The sequence below is a fragment of the Aeromonas sp. PI_26 genome (assembly GCF_027854445.1).
Classification (GTDB): Bacteria; Pseudomonadota; Gammaproteobacteria; order Enterobacterales; family Aeromonadaceae; genus Aeromonas; species Aeromonas veronii.
This window is the reverse complement of the sequence record NZ_JAJNOE010000008.1, coordinates 39,152-63,712: the sequence shown is the minus strand read 5'-3', so window position 1 is coordinate 63,712 and position 24,561 is coordinate 39,152. Positions and strand designations below refer to the sequence as shown.

Genomic DNA, 24,561 nt, shown 5'->3' with positions numbered 1-24,561 from the left:
AACGGGTTATCGCGCTTGCTTAACCGTGGGTGTGGTCGCCACCGATGGCTTGATGTTGTTCCTTCATGGCGCGGATCCGGCTGGCCAGGGTGTAGAGACGGATAAAGCCTTCGGCATGGCTCTGGTCATACACTTCATCGGCGCCGAAGGTGGCGAAATCTTCGGAGTAGAGGCTGTTCGGCGACTTCTTCTGCACAGCGGTGACCTGACCCTTGTACATCTTCAGCACCACTTCACCGTCCAGATCTTCGGCGATGGCGTTGGCAGAGGCGAGGATCGCCTTGCACAGCGGGGTGAACCAGCGACCGTCATAGACCAGATGGGAGAACTCGGCACCCAGCTTCTCCCGCCAGGCGCGGGTCGGGCGATCCAGTACCAGCTCTTCCACGGCGCGCAGCGCAGCGACCATCACGGTACCGCCCGGGGTTTCGTAGCAGCCGCGGGACTTCATGCCCACCATCCGGTTTTCGGTGATGTCGATGCGGCCCACGCCGTGCTTGCCGGCACGCTCGTTCAGGGTCATCAGGATCTGGTGCGGGCTGAGCGGCTGGTCGTCAACGGCCACCACTTCACCCTGCGCCACGGTCAGCTTGACGTACTCCGGCTGATCCGGTGCCTGTTCGGCCGGTACGGTCCACTGCCAGACCGCTTCGGAGGGCTCGTTCCAGGTGCTCTCCAGCTCGCCACCCTCGGTGGAGATGTGCCAGGCGTTGGCGTCGCGGCTGTAGATCTTCTTCAGGGTCGCCTTGCAGGGGATGTTGCGGGTCTCCAGATAGGAGAGCAGATCTTCCCGGGAGCGCATGTCCCAGATCCGCCACGGGGCGATCACTTTCAGCTGGGGCGCCAGCGCAGCGACCGCACCTTCGAAACGTACCTGATCGTTACCCTTGCCGGTGCAGCCGTGGGAGATGGCATCGGCCCCTTCCGCCAGCGCCGCTTCGACCATCGCCTTGGCGATCACCGGACGGGCCATGGAGGTGCCCAGCAGATAGGTGCCTTCATAGACGGCGCCGGTCTTCAGGGTCGGGTAGACGTACTCTTTGACGAACTCTTCCCGCAGATCCTTGATGATGCATTTGGTGGCACCGGAGGCGATCGCCTTCTGCTCGATCCCTTCCAGATCGTCGCGCTCCTGACCCACATCGGCCACGAAGGCGATGATTTCGGCGTCATAGTGCTCTTTCAGCCAGGGAATGATGGCCGAGGTATCCAGTCCACCCGAGTAAGCCAGTACGATCTTGTTGATTCCGCTCATGTTACTTCTCTCCGTGATGATTCGATGATGATTCAATAAAAGGGTCGTGATTCAGGTTGAGTGTCGCGTTACTTGCCACCCAGAAGGGTAAGCAACACGGCGTTCTGGATATGCATCCGGTTTTCGGCCTCGTCCATGATGAGGGAGGCGGGGCCATCCATCACCTGCGAGGTGATCTCCAGCTCGCGATGGGCCGGCTGGCAATGCAGCACATGTGCAATGCCGGTGCGGTCGAGCAGGGCCTGGTTGATCTGGTAAGGCATAAAGAGGTCTTTGACCTGCTCCATCGGGGTGTTGTCGCCCATGGAGACCCAGGTATCTGTGTAGGCCACGTCGAACCCTTCGATATCTGCCACGTCATCGCTGATGTGGATGGTCGCCCCCGACTTGGCCGCCAGAGCCTGCGCCTGCAGGAAGATCTGGGTATCCGGGCCGTGGCCTTTCGGGCAGATCAGGGTGACGTCGGTGCCGAGGGTGGCCCCCAGCAGCAGCAGAGAGTGACTGACGTTGTTGCCATCACCGAGGTAAGCAAGCTTCACCTTCGACAGATCGTCGTAGTGCTCGGCAATGGTCATAAAGTCGGCCAGCCCCTGACAGGGGTGGTAGAGGTTGCACAGGCTGTTCACCACCGGCACAGAGCCGTGTTCAGCAAGCTCAACAAGCGTCTGGTGATCGAACACCCGGGCGACGATGGCATCACACCAGCGCGACAGGTTGGCGGCGAAATCCTTCACCGACTCCCGCTTGCCCAGCGCGCCGTTTTGCTGATCCAGATAAACGCTGTGGCCGCCCAGTTTGGCGATGCCGATGTCGAAAGTGACCCGGGTGCGCAGGGAGGGTTTCTCGAACAGGGTGACCACGCTCTTGCCGGCCAGCACCTGGCTGTACTTCTTCGGGTCGGCCTTGACCGCTTTGCCCAGCGCAATCAACGCCTCGATCTGAGCTTTGTTCAGATCACTGTCTTTCAGAAGATGTTGCATCGGATGTTCCTTGTTCCGGTGGAGATCAAATGGCCACTTGGGTGCCGACCGCGCCGCCAGCCAGCAGCTTGAGCAGCTGGTCTGGGTAACGCCAGCTGGCGACACAGACCGGCTTGCCAAGGGTCTGGGCAGCGTGCAGGGCCGCTTCTACCTTGACCGCCATACCATCGCGGATCACCCCTTTCTCCATCAGATCCAGTGCGGTCAGCTTGTCGAGCTGGGGCACCAGCTTGCCCTTGCCATCGAGGATGCCGCTCACATCGGAGAGCATCACCAGATCGGCACCGAGCGCCTCGGCAATGGCGGTGGCCGCCTGATCCGCGTTGACGTTCATCAGTTGCCCCTCGGCGGTGATGCCGATGGAGCTCACCACCGGCAGGAAGCCCTGCCCGAGGATGCCCGCCACCAGTGCCGGGTTGCCCGGCTTGCACTCGCCGACTGCACCGAGATCCGGGTCGAGCTGGGTCACCTGACAGAGGCCACCATCTGCCAGACAGAGCCCCACCGCCGGAATGCCGGTGGCGATCGCCTTGGCCATCATCTGCTTGTTGGCAGTGCCCGCCAGCGCCCCGGCAATGAAGGGGATCTGCTCGAACGGGGTCACCCGCAGGCCGTTCTTTTTGGTGGAGGTGAGGCCCAGCCCCTTGAGCAGGTCATCCACCAGACAGCCACCGCCGTGCACCAGCACCAGCGGACGGTGCTGATCATCGAGAAAGGTTTTGAGGGTGGCGAACAGGGCGGTCAGCGCCTCGTCGTTCTCGATAAGGGCGCCGCCCAGCTTGATTACCAACGTCTGTTTGTCCATGTTCGAGATCCTTCCTAAGTCCTTAAATCAGGCCGGTGGCCGGTTCAAAACCAAATTTGATATTTATGCACTGCATGGCTTGCGAGGCGGCGCCCTTGAGCAGGTTGTCGATGGCAGAGACCACCACCAGCATGTTGCCCTGCTGTTGCCAGGCGATATCGCAGTAAGGGGTGTTTGCCACACCGCGAATAGAGGGCATCTGGCCGGTGAGGCGCACCAGCGGCTTGCCTTCATAAGCCTTGAGGAAGGCCTGATCCACCTGAGTGGGGGTGACGCCGTCCGCCAGCTGCACATAGATGGTGGCCAGAATGCCGCGCACATAGTTGCCAAGGTGGGGCTGGAACAGCACCTCCTTGCCGAGGTGATGGCTGATCTCCGGCTGGTGTCTGTGATTGAAGGTGCCGTAGGGATTGAGGCTCACTTCGCAGAAGCTGGTGTTGATGGCCGCCTTGCGACCGGCGCCGGAAACCCCGGAGACGGCGTTGATGATGGGCTGCCACCCCTTGGCAATCAGACCATCCTGCTGCAGCGGCTTGAGAGCGCACAGCGATGCGGTCGGGTAGCAACCCGGCACCGCAATCAGCTGGGCGGTAGCGATGGCATCGGCATTCCACTCCGCCAGGCCATAGACGGCCTGATCCAGCCACTGCTCGCTGTCGTGGGTGAAACCGTAGAAGCTGTCGTAAAAGCCCTGATCCTTGACCCGGAAGGCGCCGGAGAGATCGAACACCGGCAGCCCCTTGGCGAGAAACTTGGGCGCAAGCTCGGCACTCACCTCGTGGGCGGTGGCCAGCAGCACCAGATCGGCCTGGGTCAGGATCCGGGTCATGCCGTCGTCGTCCAGCGGCAGCAGCGGCTGATCGAGGGCGCCGACCCACTGGGGATGCAGGGCAGAGAAGCGTTTGTGGGCATCCTGACTGCCGGCGGAGACATAGAGGCCGAACAGCTTGAGTTGTGGATGGTTCTGTACCAGTGCGGCCAGTTCGGCTCCCGCGTAGCCACTGGCACCGACGATAACGGTGTTAAGCATGTTGAATATTCCAAGTCAGAGTTCGAGATTCACAGCATGACGCTGCAGTGCACAAGGGTGTTCGAGCGCCCCTTTGCACAAGTGCGGAGGGGCAATTCAGGCGGGTGTGTGTCGTCGGTTATAGATCAGGTGACAGAACATTAACTTTCCCTTACAACTAGAAGCCTTTGTTGATGAGCCAGATATTCAGGTAAAATTAAGGAATATTCATGCACTCACTTTGCATTTGTATTTTCTAACAGAAACATTCCGGGGACGCAAGGAGGAGCTGATGGCCAATCTGGATTTTTTTTCACTTTATAAGAATATTATTGCGATTCCCTCTATCAGCAGCACGGATCCCAAGTGGGATCAGAGCAATGAGGCGGTGATCCGGCTGCTGGCCGACTGGTTCGGTCAGCTCGGTTTTCAGTGCGAGGTGACGGCGCTCCCCGATCTGCCGGGCAAGTTCAATCTGGTGGCGACGATCGGTCAGGGGGAGGGCGGTCTGCTGCTGGCGGGTCACACAGATACGGTACCGTTCGATGAGGGGGGCTGGAGCAAGGATCCCTTCAAGGTGACGGAAGAGGGCGATCGCCTCTATGGCCTCGGCACCATCGACATGAAAGGCTTCTTCGCCTTTATCGTCGAGGCGCTCAAAGAGATCGACCTCACCAAGCTGACCAAGCCGCTGCGCATTCTCGCCACTGCCGACGAAGAGACCACCATGGCGGGGGCCCGCGCCATCGCCGCGGCGGCGGAGCTCAAACCCGACTACGCCGTGATTGGCGAGCCGACCGGACTGGTGCCCGTGGTGGCCCACAAGGGGCATATGTCGGAGGCGATCCGCATTACCGGCAAGAGCGGTCACAGCTCGGATCCCGCCAACGGCGTCAACGCCATGGAGATCATGCACAAGGCGATGGGGCAGGTGCTGCGCTTGCAGCAGGATCTGAAAGATCGCTACGCCGACCACCGCTTTGCCGTGCCGCAGCCGACCCTGAACCTGGGTTACATTCAGGGTGGTGACAGCCCGAATCGCATCTGCGGCTGCTGCGAGCTGCATATCGATCTGCGACCCACTCCGCAGGTGGGGCCTGACGAGCTGATGGGGATGCTCAAAGAGGCGCTGTCGCCCATCGAGATTCACCAGCCTGGCTGCCTGCATCTGCAACATCTGCACGAACCTATTCCCGCCTATGCCTGCGCCGATGACTCTGTGCTGGTACGTGAGGCCGAGAAGGCGAGCGGTCGCGCCGCCGAGTCGGTCAACTACTGCACCGAGGCGCCGTTTATCCAGCAGCTTGGCTGCGAGACCATAGTGATGGGCCCCGGTCATATCACCCAGGCGCACCAGCCGGATGAGTATCTCGACCTCTCCTTCGTCAAGCCGACCACCTCGGTGTTGCAGCACCTGATCAGACGTTTTTGCCTGTAGCGGCGGCGGTGAAAGGGGCGTAAAAACTGTAAGTAAGTTACATAACAAGCCGGTTGTGGAGTGGTGATGGAAATACATGTTCTGAATCGGCCTGTTATTTGACCTTGCGCAGACAATCTGGGTAGATTGTCACCCTAAGATGACGGAGCATATGTTGTAATCGCACAACAATAAGTGAGGTCGTCTCGCACCCCGGATGGGTGTCAGGCACCAACAAGATAAGGATGTGGAATGAACGAAAAGTACGCCGCACTACGCGCCAACGTAGGTATGCTGGGTCAGCTGCTGGGTAAATCCATCAAGGATCATCAGGGTCAGGCCTTTCTCGACAAGATCGAAACCATTCGCCAATTGGCCAAGTCCTCCCGCAAGGGCAATGAATCAGACCGGGAACGTCTGCTCGATACCCTGCGAACCCTGAGCGATGACGAACTGCTGCCAGTGGCCCGCGCCTTTAGCCAGTTCCTCAATCTGGCCAACGTGGCGGAACAGTTCCACACCATTTCCCGTCGCTGCGAAGAGCAGGTCTGCACCCCGGACCCGCTGGAGCAGATGTTCGACAAGCTGAAAGCCTCCAACCTGTCGCAAGAGGCCATCATTCAGGCCGTGCGCGAGCTGGATATCGATCTGGTGCTGACCGCTCACCCCACCGAGGTGACTCGTCGCACCCTGATCCACAAGCACGTACAGCTCAACGACTGCCTCGAGGCGCTGGAGCTCTCCGACCTGTTGCCCCGTGAGCGGGACAAGATCCTCAATCGCATCGAGCAGCTCATCAATCAGGCGTGGCACACTAACGAGATCCGCGAACAGCGCCCGACACCGGTCGACGAGGCCAAGTGGGGCTTCGCCGTGGTGGAGAACAGCCTGTGGCCTGCCATTCCCGAATTCATGCGCAATCTGGACGAGCGTCTGCAACACCATCTGGGTGTGCGGCTGCCGCTGGATGCCGCGCCGGTCAAGTTCACCTCCTGGATGGGCGGTGACCGAGACGGCAACCCCTTCGTTACCGCCAAGGTGACTGCCGAAGTGCTGGAGCTGGGCCGCTGGATGGCGGTGAGCCTGTTCTACAAAGACATCAAGGAGCTCACTTCCGAGCTCTCCATGTCCGACTGTACCGACGCAGTGCGCGCTCGCGTTGGCGATCACCCCGAGCCCTACCGTGCGCTGGTGCGCGAGCTGCGTGAAGCGCTGCGCGAAACCAAGGAGCATCTCACCGCCAAGGTGCAGGGCCAGGCGAGCGAGAGCCAGGATCTGGTCAAGACCACCGCCCAGCTGCGCGAGCCGCTGGAGCTCTGCTACCACTCATTGCACGCTTGCGGCATGGGCAACATCGCCGATGGCATGCTGCTGGATGTGCTGCGCAAGGTCGCCTGTTTCGGCATCCATCTGGTCAAGCTCGATATCCGTCAGGATGGCGAGCGTCACGGGCTGGTCTTCTCCGAGCTGACCCGCTATCTGGGTCTGGGTGACTACGCCGAGTGGAGCGAAGATGACAAGCAGGCTTTCCTGCTCAACGAACTGAATTCTCGCCGCCCGCTCATTCCTCACGACTGGGAGCCGAGCGCCGAGGTGCGCGAGACGCTGGATACCTGTCAGGTTATCGCCGAGCACGACCCCGATGCGTTCGGTATCTACATCATCTCCATGGCCGGTGCGCCATCCGATGTGCTGTCGGTGCAACTGCTGCTCAAAGAGGCAGGCTGCAAGTTCCGCATGCCGGTCGCCCCGCTGTTTGAAACCCAGGATGACCTGATGGCAGGCACCGCCGTGATGGAGCGCCTGCTCTCGGTGGACTGGTATCGCGGCTACATTCAGGGCCGTCAGTACGTGATGATCGGTTACTCCGACTCTGCCAAGGATGCGGGCATGATGGCCGCAGGCTGGGCCCAGTACGCCGCCATGGAATCCCTGGTGGGGCTGGCCGAAGCCAACAATATCCGCCTCACCCTGTTCCATGGCCGTGGCGGTACCGTCGGTCGCGGTGGTGCGCCTGCCCATCAGGCGATCCTCTCCCAGCCGCCGGGATCCCTGCGCGGCGGTCTGCGTACCACCGAACAGGGGGAAATGATCCGCTTCAAGTTCGGTCTGCCGAAAGTGGCGATCAAGAGTCTGGAGCTCTACACCAGCGCCGTGCTGGAAGGGAACCTGCTGCCGCCGCCCAAGCCGAAAGAGTGCTGGCGCGAGGTGATGGAACAGCTGGCCGCCGACTCCTGCGAGCACTACCGCAGTATCGTGCGCGGTCATCCGGACTTCGTCCCTTATTTCCGTGCCGCCACCCCGGAGATGGAGCTCGGCAAGCTGCCGCTCGGCTCCCGTCCCTCCAAGCGCAAACCTAACGGCGGCGTCGAGAGCCTGCGCGCCATTCCGTGGATCTTTGCCTGGACCCAGAACCGCCTGATGCTGCCGGCCTGGCTCGGTGCCCACAAGGCGCTGCAACAGGCGATCGACGGCGGCAAGCTGGCGGTGCTGGAAGAGATGAGCGCCCAGTGGCCCTTCTTCCGCACTCGCCTCGAAATGCTGGAGATGGTGTTCCTCAAGGCGGACGTCTGGCTCGCCGAGTACTACGACACCCGTCTGGTGCCGCAGGAGCTGTGGGGCCTTGGCAAACAGCTGCGTCAGGAGCTCGCCGAATCCATCGAGGTGGTGCTGAAGCTGAGCCCGCGTGGGGATCTGCTGGAGGATCAGCCCTGGATCAAGGAGTCCATCAAGCTGCGCAACCCCTACACTGACCCGCTCAACGTGCTGCAGGCCGAGTTGCTCAACCGCTCCCGCAACCACCCGGAGACCCTGCACCCCGAGTTGGACAAGGCGCTGATGGTCACCATCGCCGGTATTGCTGCAGGTATGCGCAATACGGGTTGATAGCCAGCCCAAGCCAGCAGGCTTCAGCAATATCCATCAAGCCAAAGGGCGCCGACACGGCGCCCTTTGTTGTTTCTACAATCTCGCTTGGTTTACAGGTTGTCTCTATGGGGTTGCCGCTTCCAGCGCGGCTATCTCGCCGCCGCTGATAAGCGGCAGGTTGCGGCTGATCTGCTCCACCGGCCAGTCCCACCAGGCGATGGCGTTGAGACGGGCGATGGTGTCGTCGTCGAAGCGGTAGCGGATCACTTTGGCCGGGTTGCCGCCGACCACGGCGTAGGCGGGCACGTCACCGGTGACCACGGAGCGGGCGGCGATAATGGCGCCGTTGCCGACCTTTACCCCCGGCATGATCAGAGCCTCATAGCCAATCCAGACATCGTTGCCGATGACGGTATCGCCCTTGTAGGGGAGGCTGCCCGGGGCGGGGGCGGCGCTCTCCCAACCGTTGCCGAAGATAAAGAAGGGGTAGGTGGAGAAGCCGGAGGTCTGGTGGTTGGCGCCGTTCATGATGAACTTCACCCCGCGGGCGATGGCGCAGAACTTGCCGATGATGAGCTTGTCGCCGATGAAGGGGAAGTGGTAGAGGACGTTGCGCTCGAAGCCCGCCGAATCCTCCGGGTCGTCGTAATAGGTGTAGTCACCCACCTCGATATTGGGCCCCTTGATGGTGTTCTTGATAAAACACACCTGGGGGAAGCCATTCATGGGGTGGGGGTTGGCGGGGTCGGGTCCGTGCATCCGGGCTCCTAGGGTTGGCCGGGCTAGAGCGCCGGGAAGTAGCAGGCGCTCATGTCGATAGGGTGATCGGGGCAGCCTGGCAGATAGAATTGCCAGCCCGCATCGGAGAAGGCGCGCAGTTCAGTTTCGACAAACTTGATGGCGAGGCTCAGGGCCTGCAGGCTGTCGATGCCGTAGATAAAGGTTTTGTCGCTCAGCCCCGCCAGCTTCACCTTGCAGCGCCAGTCACCGCTGGCGGACTTGGGATCCGGCTCGGGGGCCTTGATGGCGATCTTGAGGGTGAGCTGTTCCCCTTCGGTACTGATAGCGTCGAAGCGGGCGGTAACGATGGCGTTTTTCATCTGGCTATTCCTTTTCCCTGGTACAGCCCCTGCGGTTGCGGGGGGGCTGGCGTTCCTGATGGCTGATGAGGTGAAAACTGGACTCGTGACGGCCAGCGTAAATGAACTTGTGAGTTGAAACAATGAGATATCATTGAGCGAGGGAGGGGCCATCCGCCACTGCGAACGGTCGCAAGTCAGAGCGGCGGTGGGCGCAGGCAATCCTTGCTGGCCGAGACGTCTGCATGCTGCTAGATGTAAAGGATTGTTGGCTATGACGGCAGATTTTTCTCCGTTGCCGATGAGGGCGAGTGAGTCCTTTTAAGGCAGAATATCTCCCCCCTGTTTGACCCTAACGTACAGGAGTCTCCGTGGCGCTTTCGGTAACCCAGCTTTATGAAGTGATGGCCCAACTGCCAGATCCCATCTTCATCCTCAGTGAAGATGGTTATTACGTGGAATATATCGGCGGCATGGAGCAGCAATCCTATCACGATGGCAATCCGCTGGCGGGCAAGCAACTGGCCGATGTGCTGCCACCCGAGATGGCCATGTGGGTCAAGGCACAGGTTGCCGAGTCACTGGCGAGCGGTCAGGTGCGGGTGGTGGAGTATGAGCTCTCAGCAGCCGAGGTGGGGGGGATCAATGCCGCCGTCGGGCCGCAGGGGGTACAACGCTTCGAGGGCAAGATTGCGCCGCTGCCCTCCCTCTATGACGGCAAGCGGGCGGTGGCCTGGGTGACTCGCAATATTACCCGCCAGTACGAGTTGCAGCAGCGACTGCAGCGCCAGAGCGAGACCGATCAGCTGACCGGTCTCTACAACCGCCGCTTCTTCTTCGAGCACTGCCAGCCGCTGCGGACAGGGGAGGCGCCCTGTGGCCTTATCATGCTCGACATCGATCACTTCAAGCAGATCAACGATCACTACGGCCATCAGCAGGGAGATCGGGCCTTGCAGCGATTCAGTGGCTGCATCGATGCCCTGTTGCGTGCGGACGATCTCTTTGTGCGCAGCGGCGGCGAGGAGTTTTTGATCCTGTTGCCACGGATCGATGAGGCCGGTTTGCTACAGATGGCGGAGCAGATCCGTGCCGCTGTCGAAGCATTGCCTGCCGATCCGGTCGCCATCACGGTCAGTCTGGGCACAACCCTGGTGCAGCCGGAGGAGGAGATCAATCAGGCGCTGGCCCGGGCCGACGAGTGGCTCTATCAGGCCAAGCGGGCAGGGCGCAACCGGGTGGCACACTGCCCGGCACGCTGAGCTGATTGGTCCTGTTATTGGCAGACATCACCTTTCCTTTTGCCATAAATAAATTGGCTGACATCACTGTCAATTAGTCGAAAAGTTGGCCGAATTATTTCACTCATATTCCACAGCTTAAGGTGTTAATATTATCGGCCTGATCGCTGGTCTTATTTGTGTTGTTGGGCAACAGCATGAGGTTTTATCGGTATGTTATCAAAAGGGTTTGGATCTGGTTCTGGATGACGAATGTGACACATTTCATTGTCTTTTGAAACAATCCGATTCAAACGGTCATGAATTATTAACCTTGACCAGGTTGGCGATTTCAACGATGGTAGCGTGGCAGCTCCGTTTCCTTCCGGTGGCCCTGTTGGCCACTGGCGGCGTTGTTTTTTCATGTGCAGGGCGATCTGCCATGACATATCGCCAGCCTGTTATTCGGGCCAATAAAAATAATGATGACAGACTAATAAGGTATATATTGCAATGAGTGTTTCTATTGCTGAAAAGAGTCACCCTGTTTCAAAATTGAAATGGGAGAAAAGCGATTCGGTATGGACCATGGGCTTATATGCCACTGCTGTTGGTGCCGGTACGTTATTTCTCCCTATTACTGTTGGCAGTAATTCCCCGGTTATTTTGCTGTTTATATTATTGCTGGCTTTCCCGCTCTCTTATTATTCCCACCGGGCATTGAGCCGCTTTGTGCTCTCCAGCTCCCATAAGGAAGGGGATATCACCCATGTGGTGGAGGAGCACTTCGGTGCCAGGGCGGGCAAGCTGCTGATGCTGGTCTATCTGATGGCCTTCTACCCCATCATTCTGGTCTACAGCATCTCCATCACCAATGCGATCCAGAGCTTCGTGGTACATCAGCTGGGGGATGCCGAGCTTCCCCGCGGCTTGCTGGTGCTGGGGGTGATGCTGGGCCTGCATCTGGTGCTGCTGGCCGGCAAACAGATCGTGGTGTCGGCCATCAGCGTGCTGGCGCTGCCCATGGTCGCCTTTCTGATTGGCCTCTCCATCTATCTGCTGCCCCAGTGGAGCCTCTCCTATTTCACAGAGAGTGAGGCAGTGGAGTGGCGTGACCCGGCGTTCTGGAAATCCCTCTGGCTAATCGTGCCGGTGATGGTCTTCTCCTTCAGTCATGCGCCCATTATCTCCTCCTTCAGCGCGGCGCAGAAAAAGCGCTGTCAGGAGAGTGCCGACCTGCGTGCCAAGCGGATCATCAAGTACAGCAGCATGCTGATTTGCGGCAGCGTGCTCTTCTTCGTGGTGAGCTGCGTGATGAGCCTGAGTCAGGCCGAGATGGCGCTGGCCCGCACCGACAATATCTCCGTGCTGTCGGCGCTGGCGAACAAGTTTTCCAATCCGCTGATCGCCTATGTGGGGCCGCTTATCGCCATTCTGGCCATGTCCAAATCCTTCCTCGGCACCTCCATGGGGGTGAGCGAGGGGACGGTGAGCATGGTGAGCGGTGCCTGTCAGGGGCTGGGGCTCTCTCTCAATGAGTCGACCATCGCCCGGGTGTCGTCGGTGATCCTGTTTCTGGTGACCGCCCTCATCACCTATCTGAACCCCAATGTGCTCGACATCATCGAGCGCGTCAGTGGCCCGCTGATCGCGGTGATCCTGTTTCTGCTGCCGGCCTGCTCCATCTATCGCTTACCCGCACTCAAGCGTTATCGCGGGCCGAGTACCCTTTTTGTGTTGGTGATGGGGCTGCTTGCCATCTCGGCCCTTATCTACGATCTGCTTTGACCGGGCAGTATCCCGCACAAATCCAAAAGGGCGACCATCTGGTCGCCCTTTTTCTGTGCATCGGGGTTAGCCGAGCAGGCCGGTGGCACTCTGGCCCGCCATCAGCAAGCCGATGGCCAGCACGCTGAACCAGACCAGGGTCGCACTTACCAGCAGATAGCCGCTGGCAACGAACAGACCGTCCCGCTGCAACATGCCGGTGCAGAGCAGCAGGATGGCCCAGGCGGGCATGGCATTGGTGAAGGGGATGGCGCCCAGGGGTAGCATCAGCAGCAGGGCGGCCAGCATGATCAGCAGACCGTTGCAGCGGTTGACCGTGCTGCTGCCGGTCAGCACCAGCAGGCGCGGGCGGATAACGCGATCGACCCGGGCCAGCAGATCCGCCCCTTTGTGCAGGGTCGGCTTGAGCTGGTCGGCGGCGAAGCGGCGCTCCATCAGCATGGCAGGCAGCCAGGGCACCCGATTGAGGGTGATGCCGATCCCGATAAAGAGGATCAACAGGCCAAACGGGGTGCTTACCCCGGGAATGGAGACCGGCAGCAGAAAGGGGACGGTGAGCAGCACGCAAAACAGCAGCATGCCCTGTTCGCCCACCAGCTCCAGCATCTGGCGCAGGCTGATGTGGCTCTCGTCGATGGCATGCGCGGTGGCCCGCAGGGTATCCGCGAGGGTGGTTTGGGGGTCGTGAAGTTGCGCGGCAACCATTCCCTGATGTCCTTTTGAGTAGTGATAACGGGCCCCGATGACCCGATTTGGCGCCAGCATACGTGGCAGAGGTTAACCGTCGATGAATGGTGGCAGGGGCGCATAGCGGCGCCAGTGGGGCGGCTCGGCAGAGGTTCCGGCGAGAGGGAAATCCCGCGATGAAAGTGATCCGGTACAGCCGCCATTTAGGATGGGCGCAGGATGCCTCTGGTATGCTTTCTGCACAATCACACAGGGAGCAGGGGACGATGATGAAGAGAGCCGGGATAGCGATGATGGGGCTGTTGCTGCCACTGGGGCAGGCCTGGAGTAGCGAGGCTGCGACCACATCTGGTTGGCAGGTGACGCCGTTTTTCGGCTACAGCTCAGCCATCGACTTCGAGAAGGGTGACGAGGTGGTGCAGCCGGTGCCGCTTTCTGCATCGCTTGATTCACTGCAGGGGCAGAGTTCCGGCTGCTGGGGTCTCTTTATCAGCAAGGAGGTGGATGATCCGGGCATGATCGAGCTGCTCTACAGCCATCAGTCCACCACCCTCTCTCCCGACCAGCCGGATCGCCTGACGGTGGACATCCTGCACTTTGCCGGTGCTTTGACCCTCTCTGACAACCTGATGGCGCCCTATATCGGCGCCGGGATCGGGGTGACCCGCTTTGCCGCTTACGACAGCGAGGTGACCCCTTCCATGTCGCTGGCGCTCGGGGTGCAACCGCGCCTCGCCGAGCATCTGGCCCTGCGGGCCGAGGTGCGCGGTTATGGCTCGCTGGTCAACGACAACAACCAGTTTCTCTGCAACCCGGAGCAGTGCGTGTTCAAGGTGCGCGGGGAGCTGGTGACCCAGTGGCAGGCCAATATCGGTCTTACCTTCCGCTTTTAGGTGGGGGGATTTCCCCCCATAAAACAGGGGCCCCTGGGCCCCTGTTTCAGCAGCAATGTTCCGCAGTGACCGGCAATCAACCGGCAGCTCTTCACGCCTCTTTATTAGTCGGCGTCGCCCATACCGCGCAGTTTCTACCCGCCTCCTTGGCGCCATAAAGCGCCTGATCCACCCGTTTGAACAGCGAGACGGCCGGCTCCCCGGGCTCGCGGATCCCCATCCCCAGACTGACCGTCATGGTATGGGTCGGGTCGGGGGCTATGGTGCGGGTCGCAGTGAGCAGGGTGTTGGTCAGTTGCTGCAAATCGGCTTCGTGAGCGACGGGCAGCAGCAGGGCAAACTCTTCACCACCGACACGGGCCGCCAGCGCACCCGGTGGGCAGTGCTGTTGCAACAGCTCGCCAAACTGCTGCAGCACCCGATCCCCGATATCGTGGCCGTAGTTGTCATTGATCCGCTTGAAGTGATCCAGGTCCAGCAGGATGAGGGCATGGCAAACCCCTTGCTCCAGAAACAGCTGCTGATGAAAGTAGCGCCGGTTTGGCAGCTTGGTCAGATCGTCAAACAGCGCCTGCTCTCTGAGCCGGGTATTGATATGAAAGAGGTGGTGCATGGTGCTCAGGATGCCGATGCTGCTGAGCAGGATGCCGCTGGAGCGCAGCAGATCCTCGGTATAGATGGCGAGCCAGAGCGGCTGCGCCACCAGCTCATCCATGATGTCGGCGGTGGCCCCCATGATCCACAGCATCAGACCGCAGGAGAGCATGCGGTAGGTGTGGGTGGGCAGGTGGGCGCACTGCACCACCCAGAACAGGAACAGCATGGTGAGCCAGTTGATCACCTCGAAGCCAAAGCTGACGGCGTAAAAGCGCTCGTAGGGGAAGTGGGGCAGCAGCAACAGATGAAGGGTCATGATGGCCAGCATCAATCCCCCCAGCAACAAGATGTGGGAACGATGCTCCCGATCGAGCTGATGGTAGTGGGAGAGGCTGATATCGAGACGATCAAACTGCATGGTGTTCCTCGGATTGGGCCTGCCATCAGCTTGCAAACAAGGGGCTGTGTAATGGCATGCCGTGGTCGGATAACAGGAAACGGCTGGTCTGTCAGTGTAAACGAGCGGGCCCGCAGCGCGCGATATCGATGACGTCAGCTTGTGGGCTGGCTCAGGGTTTGCGCACTTCTGGTGCGCGACGTATCGCCTGCCCTGTGACAGGGCGACCCAGGGCAGGTTAGCGCAGCTCATGCGCTAAATTGGTGCATTGATAATGCATGATCTTTCTAACGCAATGATTTAAAAGGATTTAAATTTGTGGCCCGCTTTATGCTTTTTACATGTCAGACGGTCTCTTGCGGTCATCGGCGGCAGACGCAGTGATGAGGAAGTGGCAAGAGACATCCCCGTGCCGAGCGCGGGTGTGATTCTGGCGGGTTGCAGCAACACCTAGCGGTTCGCCACAGATTCAATCAGGGAAACGGAGCCGGTCTTGTACCGGTACGACAGGGAAGGAGAGTGCTCTATGGTCAAAAAATGGATGATGGCGGGTCTGACGATGTTGCCTGCCTTGCTGGTTACCCCAAGTTGGGCCGAAGAGGTCGCTCAGGTACAGGCTGCGGTGGCGCCGGTTGCCGCCATGACAATCAACAAGGGTGACAACACCTGGATGCTGCTCTCGGCGGCGCTGGTGATCCTGATGTCGATCCCCGGTCTCGCCCTCTTCTACGGTGGTCTGGTGCGGGCCAAAAACATGCTGAGCGTGCTGATGCAGGTCTTTACCCTGTTCTGCCTCATCTGCGTGCTCTGGGTGATCTACGGTTATTCGCTGGCCTTTACCGAGGGGGGCAATTTCTATGGCTCCTTCAGCAAGGTGCTGCTCAAGGGGGTAACCCCTGACTCCATCGCCGCCACCTTCAGCAAGGGTGTCGGGATCAGCGAGCTGATCTATGTGGTGTTCCAGGGGGCCTTTGCCGCCATCACCTGCGGCCTTATCGTGGGGGCGTTTGCCGAGCGCATCAAGTTTGCCGCCGTGCTGCTCTTCTCGGTGATCTGGTTCACCTTCGCCTATATCCCGCTGGCTCATATGGTGTGGTATTGGGCGGGTCCGGATGCCTATACCAGCGCCGAAGCCGCAGCAACCGCGACCGCAACTGCCGGGTATCTGTTCCAGCATGGTGCGCTGGACTTTGCAGGCGGCACCGTGGTGCACATCAACGCCGCTGTGGCGGGTCTGGTGGGTGCCTATCTGGTGGGCAAGCGTCTGGGCTACGGTCGTGATCCCATGACCCCGCACAGCCTGACCATGACCATGATCGGTGCCTCCCTGCTCTGGTTCGGCTGGTTCGGTTTCAACGCGGGCTCCGCGCTGGAAGCCAACGGGGTGGCTGCGCTCGCCTTTATCAACACCTGGGTGGCACCGGCTGCGGCAGCTCTGTCATGGACGTTGGCCGAGTGGGTGATGAAGGGGCGTCCCTCCCTGCTGGGTGCGGCGTCCGGAGCGGTGTCCGGTCTGGTGATGATCACCCCGGCGGCCGGGTTTGTCGGTGTCGGTGGCGCGCTGGTGATGGGTCTTGTCAGTGGTGTGGCCGGTCTGTGGGGCGTCCACGGTCTCAAGCGTCTGCTGGGGGCCGATGACAGCCTGGATGTCTTCGGTCTGCACGGGGTGTGCGGCATTCTCGGCGCCCTGCTGACCGGCGTCTTTGCCAGCCCGGATCTGGGCGGCACCGGGGTGTGGGACTATGTTACCAATCAGGTTGCCGAGGGGTACTCCATCCTGACTCAGGTGAAGATCCAGGCTATCGGGGTCGGTGTCACCCTGCTCTGGTCCGGTGCCGTGGCGGCGATTGCCTTCAAGGCGGTCGATATGCTGATCGGGCTGAGGGTCAATGGCGATGCCGAGCGGGAAGGGCTGGATGTCACCTCCCACGGCGAGAAGGCTTACAGCATGTAATCCAGAACGTCAGACAACAAAAAACCGCCGGAACCGGCGGTTTTTTTATGACTCTAAAGCTGCAAAGCCTGAGTTCACACCCTTAATTCACGACGGCCACGTTGATGCTGCCATTGCCCTGGGTCATGCGTACCCGCGCGCCCGGCACGAAGGTGGGGCTGGCTTTCTGCACCACCACGATGGCTTCGCCGTTCTCTTTCTTGATCTCCAGCTCGACCCCGTCGACCTGGTTGAGTTTGTCGCCAGCGGCCTTGCCGGCTGCCGCGCCGGCAATGGCACCACCTGCTGTGGCGATATCACGGCCGGTGCCGCCGCCTATGGTGCTGCCCAGCAGGCCGCCGACCACGGCGCCGCCAATAGTGCCGAGCAGGGAGTTTTCATCGGCCTGGATCTTCACCGGGCGGGTGGAGATGATGGTGCCATAGCTTACGGTTTGTACCTGTTTGGCACGGTCTTTGGTGTAGACATCGCCAGAGTAGACATCGCTGTTGGCGCAACCGGTGACGGTAGTGGCGGCCAGCAGGGCAATAAGGGTCATACGTTTCAACATGATGGGCCTCCAAGGCTGAATAGAATTCAAACAATCAGTTTGATGAATTGAACTTTACTCCAAGCAAGCGGGACATGAAATCGGCAAAATGTAACCAATTATGCGTTCTGTAACCGGTTTTATCCTTGAATCGCAGCTGTACCGGAGAGGGTTTTAACCAGCACAAGCCGATCCTCGCCGGGGCCGAAGTAGTCGGCGACCTCTTCAACCAGTTGATAGCCAAGACGGTAGTAGAGGCGCTGGGCCGGATTGGCCGGATCGACCGTGAGCCGCAGTTCGCTTATCTGCAGCGCCTGCTGGTTGGCCTCCATCTGGCGCATCATCCGCTCCGCGAGGCCGAAACCGCGCGCCTCGGGCAGCACCGCCAGCGAGAGCACCCAGCCTTGCGACCGCTCCTGACCAAAGCCACCCAGCACATAACCCACCAGTTGCCCCTCGTATTCGGCCACCAGCAACAACTCGGGCCACAAATCCATCGCCTGACGGAAGAAGAAGGCGGGATAGACATCTTCGCCAAACACCTTGGCATCGATCTGCCAGATGGCGTGCATGTCATTGTGGGTGGCGGTGCGTAGCAGGGGCGGGTTGTGGTGCATCAGGACTCCATCGGCAGAAAACGGATCGGCAATGCCGCTGACCTTGGGGCCAACGGCAGAAAAGGAGTCATAGGGTAGTGGTCATCCCCTGCCGGATGCAAGGGATTGGCGGTTATGGCGGCAGCGGTCTGCTGTGGGGCAGTTTGGGAGCCTTGCGAAAGCCGTCGAGCAGGTGGCGAAGGGTGAGCCAGGGGTGGCGCAGCAACATGCGCGGGCCGCTCCACTTCATCACCTGCTGGATCTGTTTGCGCATCGCCGGGGCGTAGCAGTGGATATTGCAGTTGGCGCAGGTGGGTTTGTGGCCGTGGCCATAACGGCAGCGACGCAGGCGCTGATGGGCGAAATCCCGCAACTGGCGACAGTGACGGCAGTGGGGATCCTGATGATGGTGCTGGCAGTAGAGGCGGATCATGGCGCTGACCGTCTGCTGCTCGCGCATGAGTCTGGGGTGGTCACTCGCCTTTTTGCTGGCTGCGGCGTGTGGGCCCCGGGCTGGGCTGGCATGATAACTTTTCATGGCCGCCATTCTCCTGACCTGCTCGCTTGGAGTGTTGATACAGGTCAAATGGGGGATAAAAAACAGGGCCCGCAGGCCCTGTGTCATCAGATGAGGCTGGTTGCCTGCTCCAGCCAAGCGAGATCATCGCCTTCGAGCAGCGGGCTCAGACGGCGGAACACTTCGGCGTGGTATTCATTGATCCAGCGGAACTCGGCCGGGCTCAGCAGGCTGCGATCGATCAGGCGGGTATCGAACGGCACGTATGTCAGGCGCTCGAAGCCGAGCATCGGCAGCTCGCCAACCTGTTCCAGCTCGGTCACGACTACCAGGTTCTCGCAGCGGATACCGAAGCCATCTTCGCGGTAGTAGCCCGGCTCATTGGAGAGCACCATGCCCGGTTGCAGGGCGACCATGCTCCCTTTCGGGGCGATGCGCTGGGGCCCTTCGTGGACACTCAGGAAGTGGCCGACGCCGTGGCCGGTGCCGTGGTCGTAGTTGTAACCGGCTTGCCACAGCGGCATGCGGGCCAGCACGTCGAGCTGGATCCCGGCAGTGCCGCGCGGGAAGCGGGCCTGATCCAGCGCGATATGGCCCTGCAATACGCGGGTAAACATCGCCTTCTGCTCGTCGCTCACCTCACCCACCTTGATGGTGCGGGTGATGTCGGTGGTGCCATCCATATACTGGGCGCCAGAGTCCAGCAGATAGAGGCTGTCCTGACCAAACGCACGCGGGGTGCCATTGGTGTGGTGGTAGTGGCACATGGCGGCGTTGGGGCCGAGCGCGGAGATGGTATCGAAGCTCGGCTCGACGTAGTGCTCCTGCTCGCGGCGGAACGCTTCCACCTGATCGGCCAGGGTGCCTTCATCCACTCCCTCGACCTCGCCGGAGGCGACCAGCCGATCCAGCCAGGCGAGGAAGCGGGTCATGGCCACACCATCACGCAGGTGAGCGGCACGCATACCGGTCAGCTCGATTTCGTTCTTGCACGCTTTCGGCAGCATGGTGGGGTCTTGGCCAGCCACCAGAATGGCACCCGCCTCTTCCATGACGAGCTGGGTCCAGGCGTTGGCGCTGTCCGGATCGGCCAGCACCTTCTGCTGATCTTCACCGATGCGCTGCAACACGTCGCCCAGCTTGTCGATGGGGTAGACGGAGACATCCTGCCCCACGTGTTGGGTGAAGGCGAAGCAGTCAATTTTGTCGGTATCGACGAAGAAATCCATGCTGGTGTTGGCGTAGAGCACGGCAAAGCCCAGCACCACCGGCAGCCGGTCGATATCGCGGCCGCGCAGGTTGAGCAGCCAGTTGATGGGCTCGGCCTGGGTCAGCAGCACGGCATCCAGCCCGCGCTTGCGCAGGTCGGCCGCCAGCTGTTCACGTTTGGACTGGCTGGACTGGCCTGCCAGCTCCTCGCTGTAGAGGATGACCGGGCTCTTGGTCGGCTCCGGGCGATCGCTCCAGTTCAGGTCGATGGGGTTCTGCTCGACGCGGATCAGCTCGATACCGCGATCGGCCAGCACGGCCTTGGCATTCTTGTACCAGGTCAGGCTGTGCAGGCGGGCATCGAAGCCGACCCGGGAGCCTGACGGCAGCTGCTCTGCCAGCCACTGGACATGGGGATTTTCAATGAGGTGGAGGAATTCGAACAGTTCGGCGGGGGTTTGCATCCGCGCCTGCACCGTATAGCGACCATCGACAAAGAGGGCTGCCCGCTGGGCCATGATGATGGCGACTCCGGCAGAGCCGTTGAAACCGGTGATCCAGTCAAGCCGCTCGGCATAGGCGGGGATGTACTCGCCGAGGTGCTCATCATCGTGGGGGACGATAAAGGCGTCCAACTCCTGCATGGCCAGCTCGGCCCTGACTTGGGCGACGCGGGTTTCAATTATCTCGAAATTATTCATGTCGTTAGTGCCAGATGGTTGCTATATGAGTGTTCAGTTTTTATGGCCGCTGGCCAGGATCCGCTTGATCGACTGACCCGCTGCTTCGATATGCTGCCTGAGCAGCACCACCGCCTCGTGCTTGCGCCGGGCGCGGCACAGTTCCAGCAATTGGGCGTGTTCACGCTCCGCCTTGTCCACGCCGTCGCTGGCAAAGAGCAGCTCGAAGCGGACATAGCGGTCACAGCTCAGATTGATCTGGGCGATCAGTTCAAGTGCCTGGGGGCGACCGGCTGCCTGATAGAGGGTGGCGTGAAAGCTGTGGTTCAACTCGGCCCAATGTTCGATCTGGGTGCCTGACTCCAGGGCGTGATCAAACTGGGCGAGGATCGCCTCCGCTTGTGCGAAGGTGGCTTCCGTCATCTTGTCGACGGCGTGAAACAGGGTATCGGCTTCCAGCAGCGCTCGCAAATAAAAGAGCTCTTCGATGGCCGAGGCGTCCAGCATGGTGACCACGGCACCGCGATGGGCCTCGAATTTGACCAGCCCCTGCGCTTCCAGTTGCATCAGGGCTTCGCGCACCGGGATGCGGCTTACGGCCAGCTCTTTGGCAATGGCATCCTGACGCAAGGGGGCGCCAGCGGGGAACTCCCCACGGAGGATCCGGCCACGGAGGTTTTCCATCACCATCTGGGTTCGGGTCTTGTAGGGTGGGGTCATGGTCGGGTCACGATTGGGCGTTACAGAATTGTATATTGTATAAAGTTTGGCTGAATCTAACCTGTCACAATAGGCAAAGGCAAGGTTTTGGCCCCCTTAACGGGGACGATGGCGGCATTCGGAGCTCCATAAAAACAAAAATGCCGGTCAGCGTGGCTGACCGGCATGATGTCACTGATACGAAGCGAGCCTGTTACAGCTGCGGGCCTGCCGCAACCAGACGTTTGCCTTCGTCGTTATCGGTGAAGCGCTCGAAGTTCTTGATGAAGCGCCCTGCCAGATCGACGGCCTTGGCATCCCACTCGGCCTTGTCGGCGTAAGTGTCGCGCGGGTCGAGAATGGCCGGGTTCACATCGTGCAGCGCGGTCGGGATCTCCAGATTGAAGATCGGCAGCACCTTGGTCTCGGCCTTCTCGATGGAGCCATCCAGGATGGCGTCGATGATGGCGCGGGTATCCTTGATGGAGATGCGCTTGCCGGTGCCGTTCCAGCCGGTGTTGACCAGATAGGCTTCTGCACCTGCCGCTTCCATCCGTTTCACCAGCTCCTGACCGTACTTGGTCGGGTGCAGGGAGAGGAAGGCTGCGCCGAAGCAGGAGGAGAAGGTCGGAGTCGGCTCTGTGATGCCGCGCTCGGTACCGGCCAGTTTGGCGGTGAAGCCAGACAGGAAGTGGTACTTGGTCTGCTCCTTGGTCAGTTTGGAGACCGGAGGCAGCACGCCGAAGGCGTCGGCAGTCAGGAAGATCACCTTGGTGGCGTGACCAGCCTTGGAGACCGGCTTGACGATGTTGTCGATGTGATAGATGGGGTAGGAGACGCGGGTGTTCTCGGTCTTGGAGCCATCATCGAAGTCGATGGTGCCATCGGCGGCAACGGTCACGTTCTCCAGCAGCGCATCGCGACGGATGGCGTGGTAGATGTCCGGCTCAGCTTCTTCGGAGAGCTTGATGGTCTTGGCGTAGCAGCCCCCTTCGAAGTTGAACACACCGTGGTCATCCCAGCCGTGCTCGTCATCGCCGATCAGCTGACGCTTGGGATCGGTGGAGAGGGTGGTCTTGCCGGTGCCGGAGAGGCCGAAGAAGATGGCGACGTCGCCGTCCTGACCCACGTTGGCGGAGCAGTGCATGGAGGCAATGCCGCGCAGGGGCAGGAAGTAGTTCATCATGGAGAACATGCCCTTCTTCATCTCGCCACCGTACCAGGTGCCACCGATGAGCTGCATCTTCTCGGTCATGTTGAAGGCAACAAAGTTCTCGGAGTTGAGACCCTGCTCTTTCCAGTTCGGGTTGGTGCACTTGGCACCGTTCATCACCACGAAGTCAGGCTTGAAGGTTTTCAGCTCTTCATCACTCGGGCGGATGAACATGTTTTTCACGAAGTGTGCCTGCCAGGCCACCTCGGTGATGATGCGCACGGCCAGGCGGGTATCCGGGTTGGCACCGCAGAAACCGTCGACCACAAACAGGCGCTTGCCGGAGAGCTGTTTGGTGACCAGCCCTTTCAGATGTGACCACACTTCCGGGGTAATCGCTTTGTTATCGTTTTTACCCTGGTCAGACCACCACACAGTATCCTGGGTAGTGGCATCTTTGACGATATATTTATCTTTCGGGGAGCGACCGGTGAAGATACCGGTGTTTACGTTGACGGCGCCCAGCTCGGTCACCACACCGCGCTCGAACCCTTCCAGGTCAGGGCGTGTCTCTTCCGCGAAAAGCTGCTCGTAAGAGGGGTTGCGAACGATTTCTTGGCTGTTTTTGATGCCGTACTGGTCCAGTCCTAATTGTTGGGCCAGGGTGGGTTCTGCCACGATTGTCATTGTATTCTCCTGGGTTCAGAGGTTGGTAGGGTTCTATCTGACGGTCATCCTATCACTTAGGTGGTAGAGTTTAGCGATCGCCATCAAACTTTATAAAATAGGGTATTTTTTTGTTATTAAAGTTAAAGGCGGGTTTTGCCCGCCTTTAATTAGTGTAACTGGTTTGCATCATTGCCGGGAGCCCTGCTGAACAGGGTTTCGACATCGATCCCATTAAATTGGTACTGGGCGCCGCAATAATCACAGTGCATGTCGATCTTGCCGAGCTCCTGCACCATCTCCATGACCTCTTCCTTTTCTATCTGCAACAGGGCCCCTTCGCAGCGCTCGCGGGAGCAGGTGCAGCGGAACTCGACCGCCTGCGGATCGAACACCCGCACCTTGTCCTGATGGTAGAGACGGTAGAGGATCTCTTCTGCCTGCAGGCCGAACAGCTCTTCATCCTTGATGGTGCTGGTGAGCTGGGTCAGGTGATCGAAATCGTTGCTGTGATCCTCGCTCTGGGCGGGCAGCTCCTGCAGCATGATGCCGGCAGCGCGCGGTTCGCCTTCATGGTAGCCGGTACGGATCCACAGCTTGGTGGCCAGCTGTTCGGAGCGGGCAAAGTAGTGCTCCAGGCAGCCCGCCAGGGTGTCGGCGTCCAGCGCTATGATGCCCTGATAGCGCTCGCCCTGTTCCGGGGTGATGGTGATGATCAGCTGGCCATTACCAATCAGGCTCTGCAGCTTGCCATCGCTCGGCAGCTCGCCTTCATAGCGGGCCACGCCGCGCAGCTGCTGGTTGTTGTCACCATTGATCACGGCCAGACGCACCGGGCCATCGCCCTGCAGTTGCACCGTGATGGAGCCTTCAAACTTGAGGGTGGCGGTCAGCAGGCTGGTGGCGACCAGCAGCTCGCCCAGCAGTTTTTGCACCTGCACCGGGTAGTTCTGGGCTTCCACTACGTGGCGGTAGGTGTGATCCAGCTGGACCAGCTCGCCACGCACTTCGTACTCTTCAAACAGATAGCGATACAGCAGATCTTGGTTGCTCATCATGTATTCCTGGCTTTTCGGTGAGGTAAATCGGGCGGGCTGGGGTTGATGCCAGCCCGGTATCAAATCGGGGTCGGTCAGTACTGTTTGACCTTGAGCAACTGGCGTCGCTCCTGCTTGTCGGGGCGGCGCTCGGGGCTGGGGGCAAACTGGCTGTTTAAGCGGCGCGCCTCGCTGTTCTCGGCCCGTTTTTTCAAGCTCTCGGCGGTCTCTTCATAGAGCTGCTGGGCCAGCGGAGCCGATTTGCGCTGCTCGCTCAAGGCCAGCACCCGCACTTCGCGTTCGTCCTGCCCCTGCCAGAAGCGGATCAATGCACCCACTTCGACCTGTTTGCCCGGTTTGCTGCGCTGACCATTGTAGTGCACCTTGCCCCCGTCTATCTGATCCCGCGCAATGGAGCGGGTCTTGTAGAAACGGGCCGCCCACAGCCACTTGTCGAGACGAACCTCGAGGGCACTTTCTGCATGATTGGGCATGAACAGGCTCCATAACGGGGAAAAGAGGTGGT

General features: G+C 60.2%; 23 protein-coding genes. 6 read left to right on the top strand and 17 right to left on the bottom strand.

The annotated features are described in order from the left end of the window. Positions 1-19: 19 nt before the first annotated feature. From LRL22_RS10710 to argC, 4 genes are all read right to left on the bottom strand, one after another. A complete protein-coding gene (locus LRL22_RS10710; RefSeq protein WP_033115910.1) occupies positions 20-1,255 on the bottom strand; it encodes an argininosuccinate synthase in 1,236 nt (411 codons plus the stop codon). Between the two features lie 68 nt (positions 1,256-1,323). Next, positions 1,324-2,235 (bottom strand): ornithine carbamoyltransferase, encoded by a 912-nt coding sequence (locus tag LRL22_RS10705; protein WP_270905369.1) that lies wholly within the window; start codon positions 2,233-2,235, stop codon positions 1,324-1,326. 25 nt (positions 2,236-2,260) lie between these two features. Next, positions 2,261-3,040: an acetylglutamate kinase gene (gene argB, locus LRL22_RS10700; protein WP_033115912.1), complete on the bottom strand. Its 780-nt coding sequence runs from the start codon at positions 3,038-3,040 to the stop codon at positions 2,261-2,263. A 22-nt stretch (positions 3,041-3,062) separates the two neighbouring features. Further along, the gene (argC, locus tag LRL22_RS10695) at positions 3,063-4,070 is read right to left on the bottom strand and encodes an N-acetyl-gamma-glutamyl-phosphate reductase (RefSeq protein ID WP_201938570.1); all 1,008 of its coding nucleotides are present in this window, start codon (positions 4,068-4,070) and stop codon (positions 3,063-3,065) included. 271 nt (positions 4,071-4,341) lie between these two features. Between argC and argE the strand changes: the two genes are divergently transcribed. Both argE and ppc read left to right on the top strand, forming a co-directional pair. Continuing rightward, the gene (gene argE, locus LRL22_RS10690) at positions 4,342-5,487 is read left to right on the top strand and encodes an acetylornithine deacetylase (RefSeq protein ID WP_270905368.1); all 1,146 of its coding nucleotides are present in this window, start codon (positions 4,342-4,344) and stop codon (positions 5,485-5,487) included. A 231-nt stretch (positions 5,488-5,718) separates the two neighbouring features. After that, a complete protein-coding gene (gene ppc / locus LRL22_RS10685; protein ID WP_069554237.1) occupies positions 5,719-8,352 on the top strand; it encodes a phosphoenolpyruvate carboxylase in 2,634 nt (877 codons plus the stop codon). Between the two features lie 105 nt (positions 8,353-8,457). On the opposite strand, the gene LRL22_RS10680 is transcribed toward ppc, so the two are convergent. Together LRL22_RS10680 and LRL22_RS10675 are read right to left on the bottom strand one after the other, a co-directional pair. Continuing rightward, on the bottom strand, positions 8,458-9,093 hold the full coding sequence (locus LRL22_RS10680) for a Vat family streptogramin A O-acetyltransferase (protein WP_270905367.1): 636 nt from the start codon (positions 9,091-9,093) through the stop codon (positions 8,458-8,460). A 23-nt stretch (positions 9,094-9,116) separates the two neighbouring features. After that, positions 9,117-9,434, bottom strand: a complete 318-nt coding sequence (locus LRL22_RS10675) for a DUF6968 family protein (RefSeq protein ID WP_058056329.1) — start codon at positions 9,432-9,434, stop codon at positions 9,117-9,119. A 350-nt stretch (positions 9,435-9,784) separates the two neighbouring features. On the opposite strand from LRL22_RS10675, the gene LRL22_RS10670 reads away from it, so the two are divergent. Next, positions 9,785-10,675, top strand: a complete 891-nt coding sequence (locus LRL22_RS10670) for a sensor domain-containing diguanylate cyclase (protein WP_159158084.1) — start codon at positions 9,785-9,787, stop codon at positions 10,673-10,675. A 152-nt stretch (positions 10,676-10,827) separates the two neighbouring features. Here the strand turns inward: LRL22_RS10670 and LRL22_RS10665 are convergent, their stop codons facing one another. Next, positions 10,828-11,082 carry a hypothetical protein gene (locus LRL22_RS10665; protein ID WP_257725760.1) on the bottom strand — a complete coding sequence of 85 codons (255 nt, stop codon included), beginning with the start codon at positions 11,080-11,082 and terminating at the stop codon, positions 10,828-10,830. 217 nt (positions 11,083-11,299) lie between these two features. Here LRL22_RS10665 and LRL22_RS10660 point away from each other — a divergent pair, with 217 nt between their 5' ends. Beyond that, a complete protein-coding gene (locus LRL22_RS10660; protein WP_270905366.1) occupies positions 11,300-12,421 on the top strand; it encodes an amino acid permease in 1,122 nt (373 codons plus the stop codon). Between the two features lie 66 nt (positions 12,422-12,487). Here the strand turns inward: LRL22_RS10660 and LRL22_RS10655 are convergent, their stop codons facing one another. Continuing rightward, the gene (locus LRL22_RS10655; RefSeq protein WP_257725762.1) at positions 12,488-13,126 is read right to left on the bottom strand and encodes an exopolysaccharide biosynthesis protein; all 639 of its coding nucleotides are present in this window, start codon (positions 13,124-13,126) and stop codon (positions 12,488-12,490) included. 251 nt (positions 13,127-13,377) lie between these two features. Here LRL22_RS10655 and LRL22_RS10650 point away from each other — a divergent pair, with 251 nt between their 5' ends. Next, positions 13,378-14,001, top strand: coding sequence for an outer membrane beta-barrel protein (locus tag LRL22_RS10650; protein WP_270905403.1), 624 nt, complete (start codon positions 13,378-13,380; stop codon positions 13,999-14,001). Between the two features lie 91 nt (positions 14,002-14,092). Here LRL22_RS10650 and LRL22_RS10645 read toward each other — a convergent pair whose 3' ends face one another. Then, positions 14,093-15,016, bottom strand: coding sequence for a GGDEF domain-containing protein (locus LRL22_RS10645; protein WP_270905365.1), 924 nt, complete (start codon positions 15,014-15,016; stop codon positions 14,093-14,095). Positions 15,017-15,521: 505 nt separating this feature from the next. Between LRL22_RS10645 and amt the strand changes: the two genes are divergently transcribed. After that, a complete protein-coding gene (gene amt / locus LRL22_RS10640; RefSeq protein WP_103252255.1) occupies positions 15,522-16,949 on the top strand; it encodes an ammonium transporter in 1,428 nt (475 codons plus the stop codon). Between the two features lie 82 nt (positions 16,950-17,031). Here the strand turns inward: amt and LRL22_RS10635 are convergent, their stop codons facing one another. From LRL22_RS10635 to hslR, 8 genes are all read right to left on the bottom strand, one after another. Further along, entirely contained in the window at positions 17,032-17,499 is a 468-nt protein-coding gene (locus LRL22_RS10635) for a glycine zipper 2TM domain-containing protein (RefSeq protein WP_201952827.1), read from the bottom strand. 119 nt (positions 17,500-17,618) lie between these two features. Further along, positions 17,619-18,095, bottom strand: a complete 477-nt coding sequence (locus LRL22_RS10630; protein WP_139405189.1) for a GNAT family N-acetyltransferase — start codon at positions 18,093-18,095, stop codon at positions 17,619-17,621. A gap of 112 nt (positions 18,096-18,207) precedes the next feature. Continuing rightward, complete coding sequence (locus LRL22_RS10625) at positions 18,208-18,612, bottom strand: nitrous oxide-stimulated promoter family protein (protein WP_216979590.1); 405 nt, start codon at positions 18,610-18,612, stop codon at positions 18,208-18,210. Positions 18,613-18,698: 86 nt separating this feature from the next. After that, entirely contained in the window at positions 18,699-20,501 is a 1,803-nt protein-coding gene (locus LRL22_RS10620) for an aminopeptidase P family protein (RefSeq protein WP_270905364.1), read from the bottom strand. A gap of 33 nt (positions 20,502-20,534) precedes the next feature. Beyond that, entirely contained in the window at positions 20,535-21,200 is a 666-nt protein-coding gene (locus LRL22_RS10615; protein WP_005340138.1) for a GntR family transcriptional regulator, read from the bottom strand. 193 nt (positions 21,201-21,393) lie between these two features. Beyond that, on the bottom strand, positions 21,394-23,019 hold the full coding sequence (gene pckA, locus LRL22_RS10610) for a phosphoenolpyruvate carboxykinase (ATP) (RefSeq protein WP_005340139.1): 1,626 nt from the start codon (positions 23,017-23,019) through the stop codon (positions 21,394-21,396). Positions 23,020-23,168: 149 nt separating this feature from the next. Next, complete coding sequence (hslO, locus tag LRL22_RS10605; protein WP_019445177.1) at positions 23,169-24,053, bottom strand: Hsp33 family molecular chaperone HslO; 885 nt, start codon at positions 24,051-24,053, stop codon at positions 23,169-23,171. Positions 24,054-24,130: 77 nt separating this feature from the next. After that, a complete protein-coding gene (gene hslR / locus LRL22_RS10600) occupies positions 24,131-24,529 on the bottom strand; it encodes a ribosome-associated heat shock protein Hsp15 (RefSeq protein ID WP_270905363.1) in 399 nt (132 codons plus the stop codon). Positions 24,530-24,561 lie beyond the last annotated feature (32 nt).

Coding starts and splice junctions, on each gene's coding strand:
- LRL22_RS10710 (WP_033115910.1), bottom strand. CDS start 1,255: ATGAGCGGAATCAACAAGATCGTACTGGCTTACTCGGGTGGACTGGAT.
- LRL22_RS10705 (WP_270905369.1), bottom strand. CDS start 2,235: ATGCAACATCTTCTGAAAGACAGTGATCTGAACAAAGCTCAGATCGAG.
- argB (WP_033115912.1), bottom strand. CDS start 3,040: ATGGACAAACAGACGTTGGTAATCAAGCTGGGCGGCGCCCTTATCGAG.
- argC (WP_201938570.1), bottom strand. CDS start 4,070: ATGCTTAACACCGTTATCGTCGGTGCCAGTGGCTACGCGGGAGCCGAA.
- argE (WP_270905368.1), top strand. CDS start 4,342: ATGGCCAATCTGGATTTTTTTTCACTTTATAAGAATATTATTGCGATT.
- ppc (WP_069554237.1), top strand. CDS start 5,719: ATGAACGAAAAGTACGCCGCACTACGCGCCAACGTAGGTATGCTGGGT.
- LRL22_RS10680 (WP_270905367.1), bottom strand. CDS start 9,093: ATGCACGGACCCGACCCCGCCAACCCCCACCCCATGAATGGCTTCCCC.
- LRL22_RS10675 (WP_058056329.1), bottom strand. CDS start 9,434: ATGAAAAACGCCATCGTTACCGCCCGCTTCGACGCTATCAGTACCGAA.
- LRL22_RS10665 (WP_257725760.1), bottom strand. CDS start 11,082: ATGTCATGGCAGATCGCCCTGCACATGAAAAAACAACGCCGCCAGTGG.
- LRL22_RS10655 (WP_257725762.1), bottom strand. CDS start 13,126: ATGGTTGCCGCGCAACTTCACGACCCCCAAACCACCCTCGCGGATACC.
- LRL22_RS10650 (WP_270905403.1), top strand. CDS start 13,378: ATGAAGAGAGCCGGGATAGCGATGATGGGGCTGTTGCTGCCACTGGGG.
- LRL22_RS10645 (WP_270905365.1), bottom strand. CDS start 15,016: ATGCAGTTTGATCGTCTCGATATCAGCCTCTCCCACTACCATCAGCTC.
- amt (WP_103252255.1), top strand. CDS start 15,522: ATGGTCAAAAAATGGATGATGGCGGGTCTGACGATGTTGCCTGCCTTG.
- LRL22_RS10635 (WP_201952827.1), bottom strand. CDS start 17,499: ATGTTGAAACGTATGACCCTTATTGCCCTGCTGGCCGCCACTACCGTC.
- LRL22_RS10630 (WP_139405189.1), bottom strand. CDS start 18,095: ATGCACCACAACCCGCCCCTGCTACGCACCGCCACCCACAATGACATG.
- LRL22_RS10625 (WP_216979590.1), bottom strand. CDS start 18,612: ATGAAAAGTTATCATGCCAGCCCAGCCCGGGGCCCACACGCCGCAGCC.
- LRL22_RS10620 (WP_270905364.1), bottom strand. CDS start 20,501: ATGAATAATTTCGAGATAATTGAAACCCGCGTCGCCCAAGTCAGGGCC.
- LRL22_RS10615 (WP_005340138.1), bottom strand. CDS start 21,200: ATGACCCCACCCTACAAGACCCGAACCCAGATGGTGATGGAAAACCTC.
- pckA (WP_005340139.1), bottom strand. CDS start 23,019: ATGACAATCGTGGCAGAACCCACCCTGGCCCAACAATTAGGACTGGAC.
- hslO (WP_019445177.1), bottom strand. CDS start 24,053: ATGAGCAACCAAGATCTGCTGTATCGCTATCTGTTTGAAGAGTACGAA.
- hslR (WP_270905363.1), bottom strand. CDS start 24,529: ATGCCCAATCATGCAGAAAGTGCCCTCGAGGTTCGTCTCGACAAGTGG.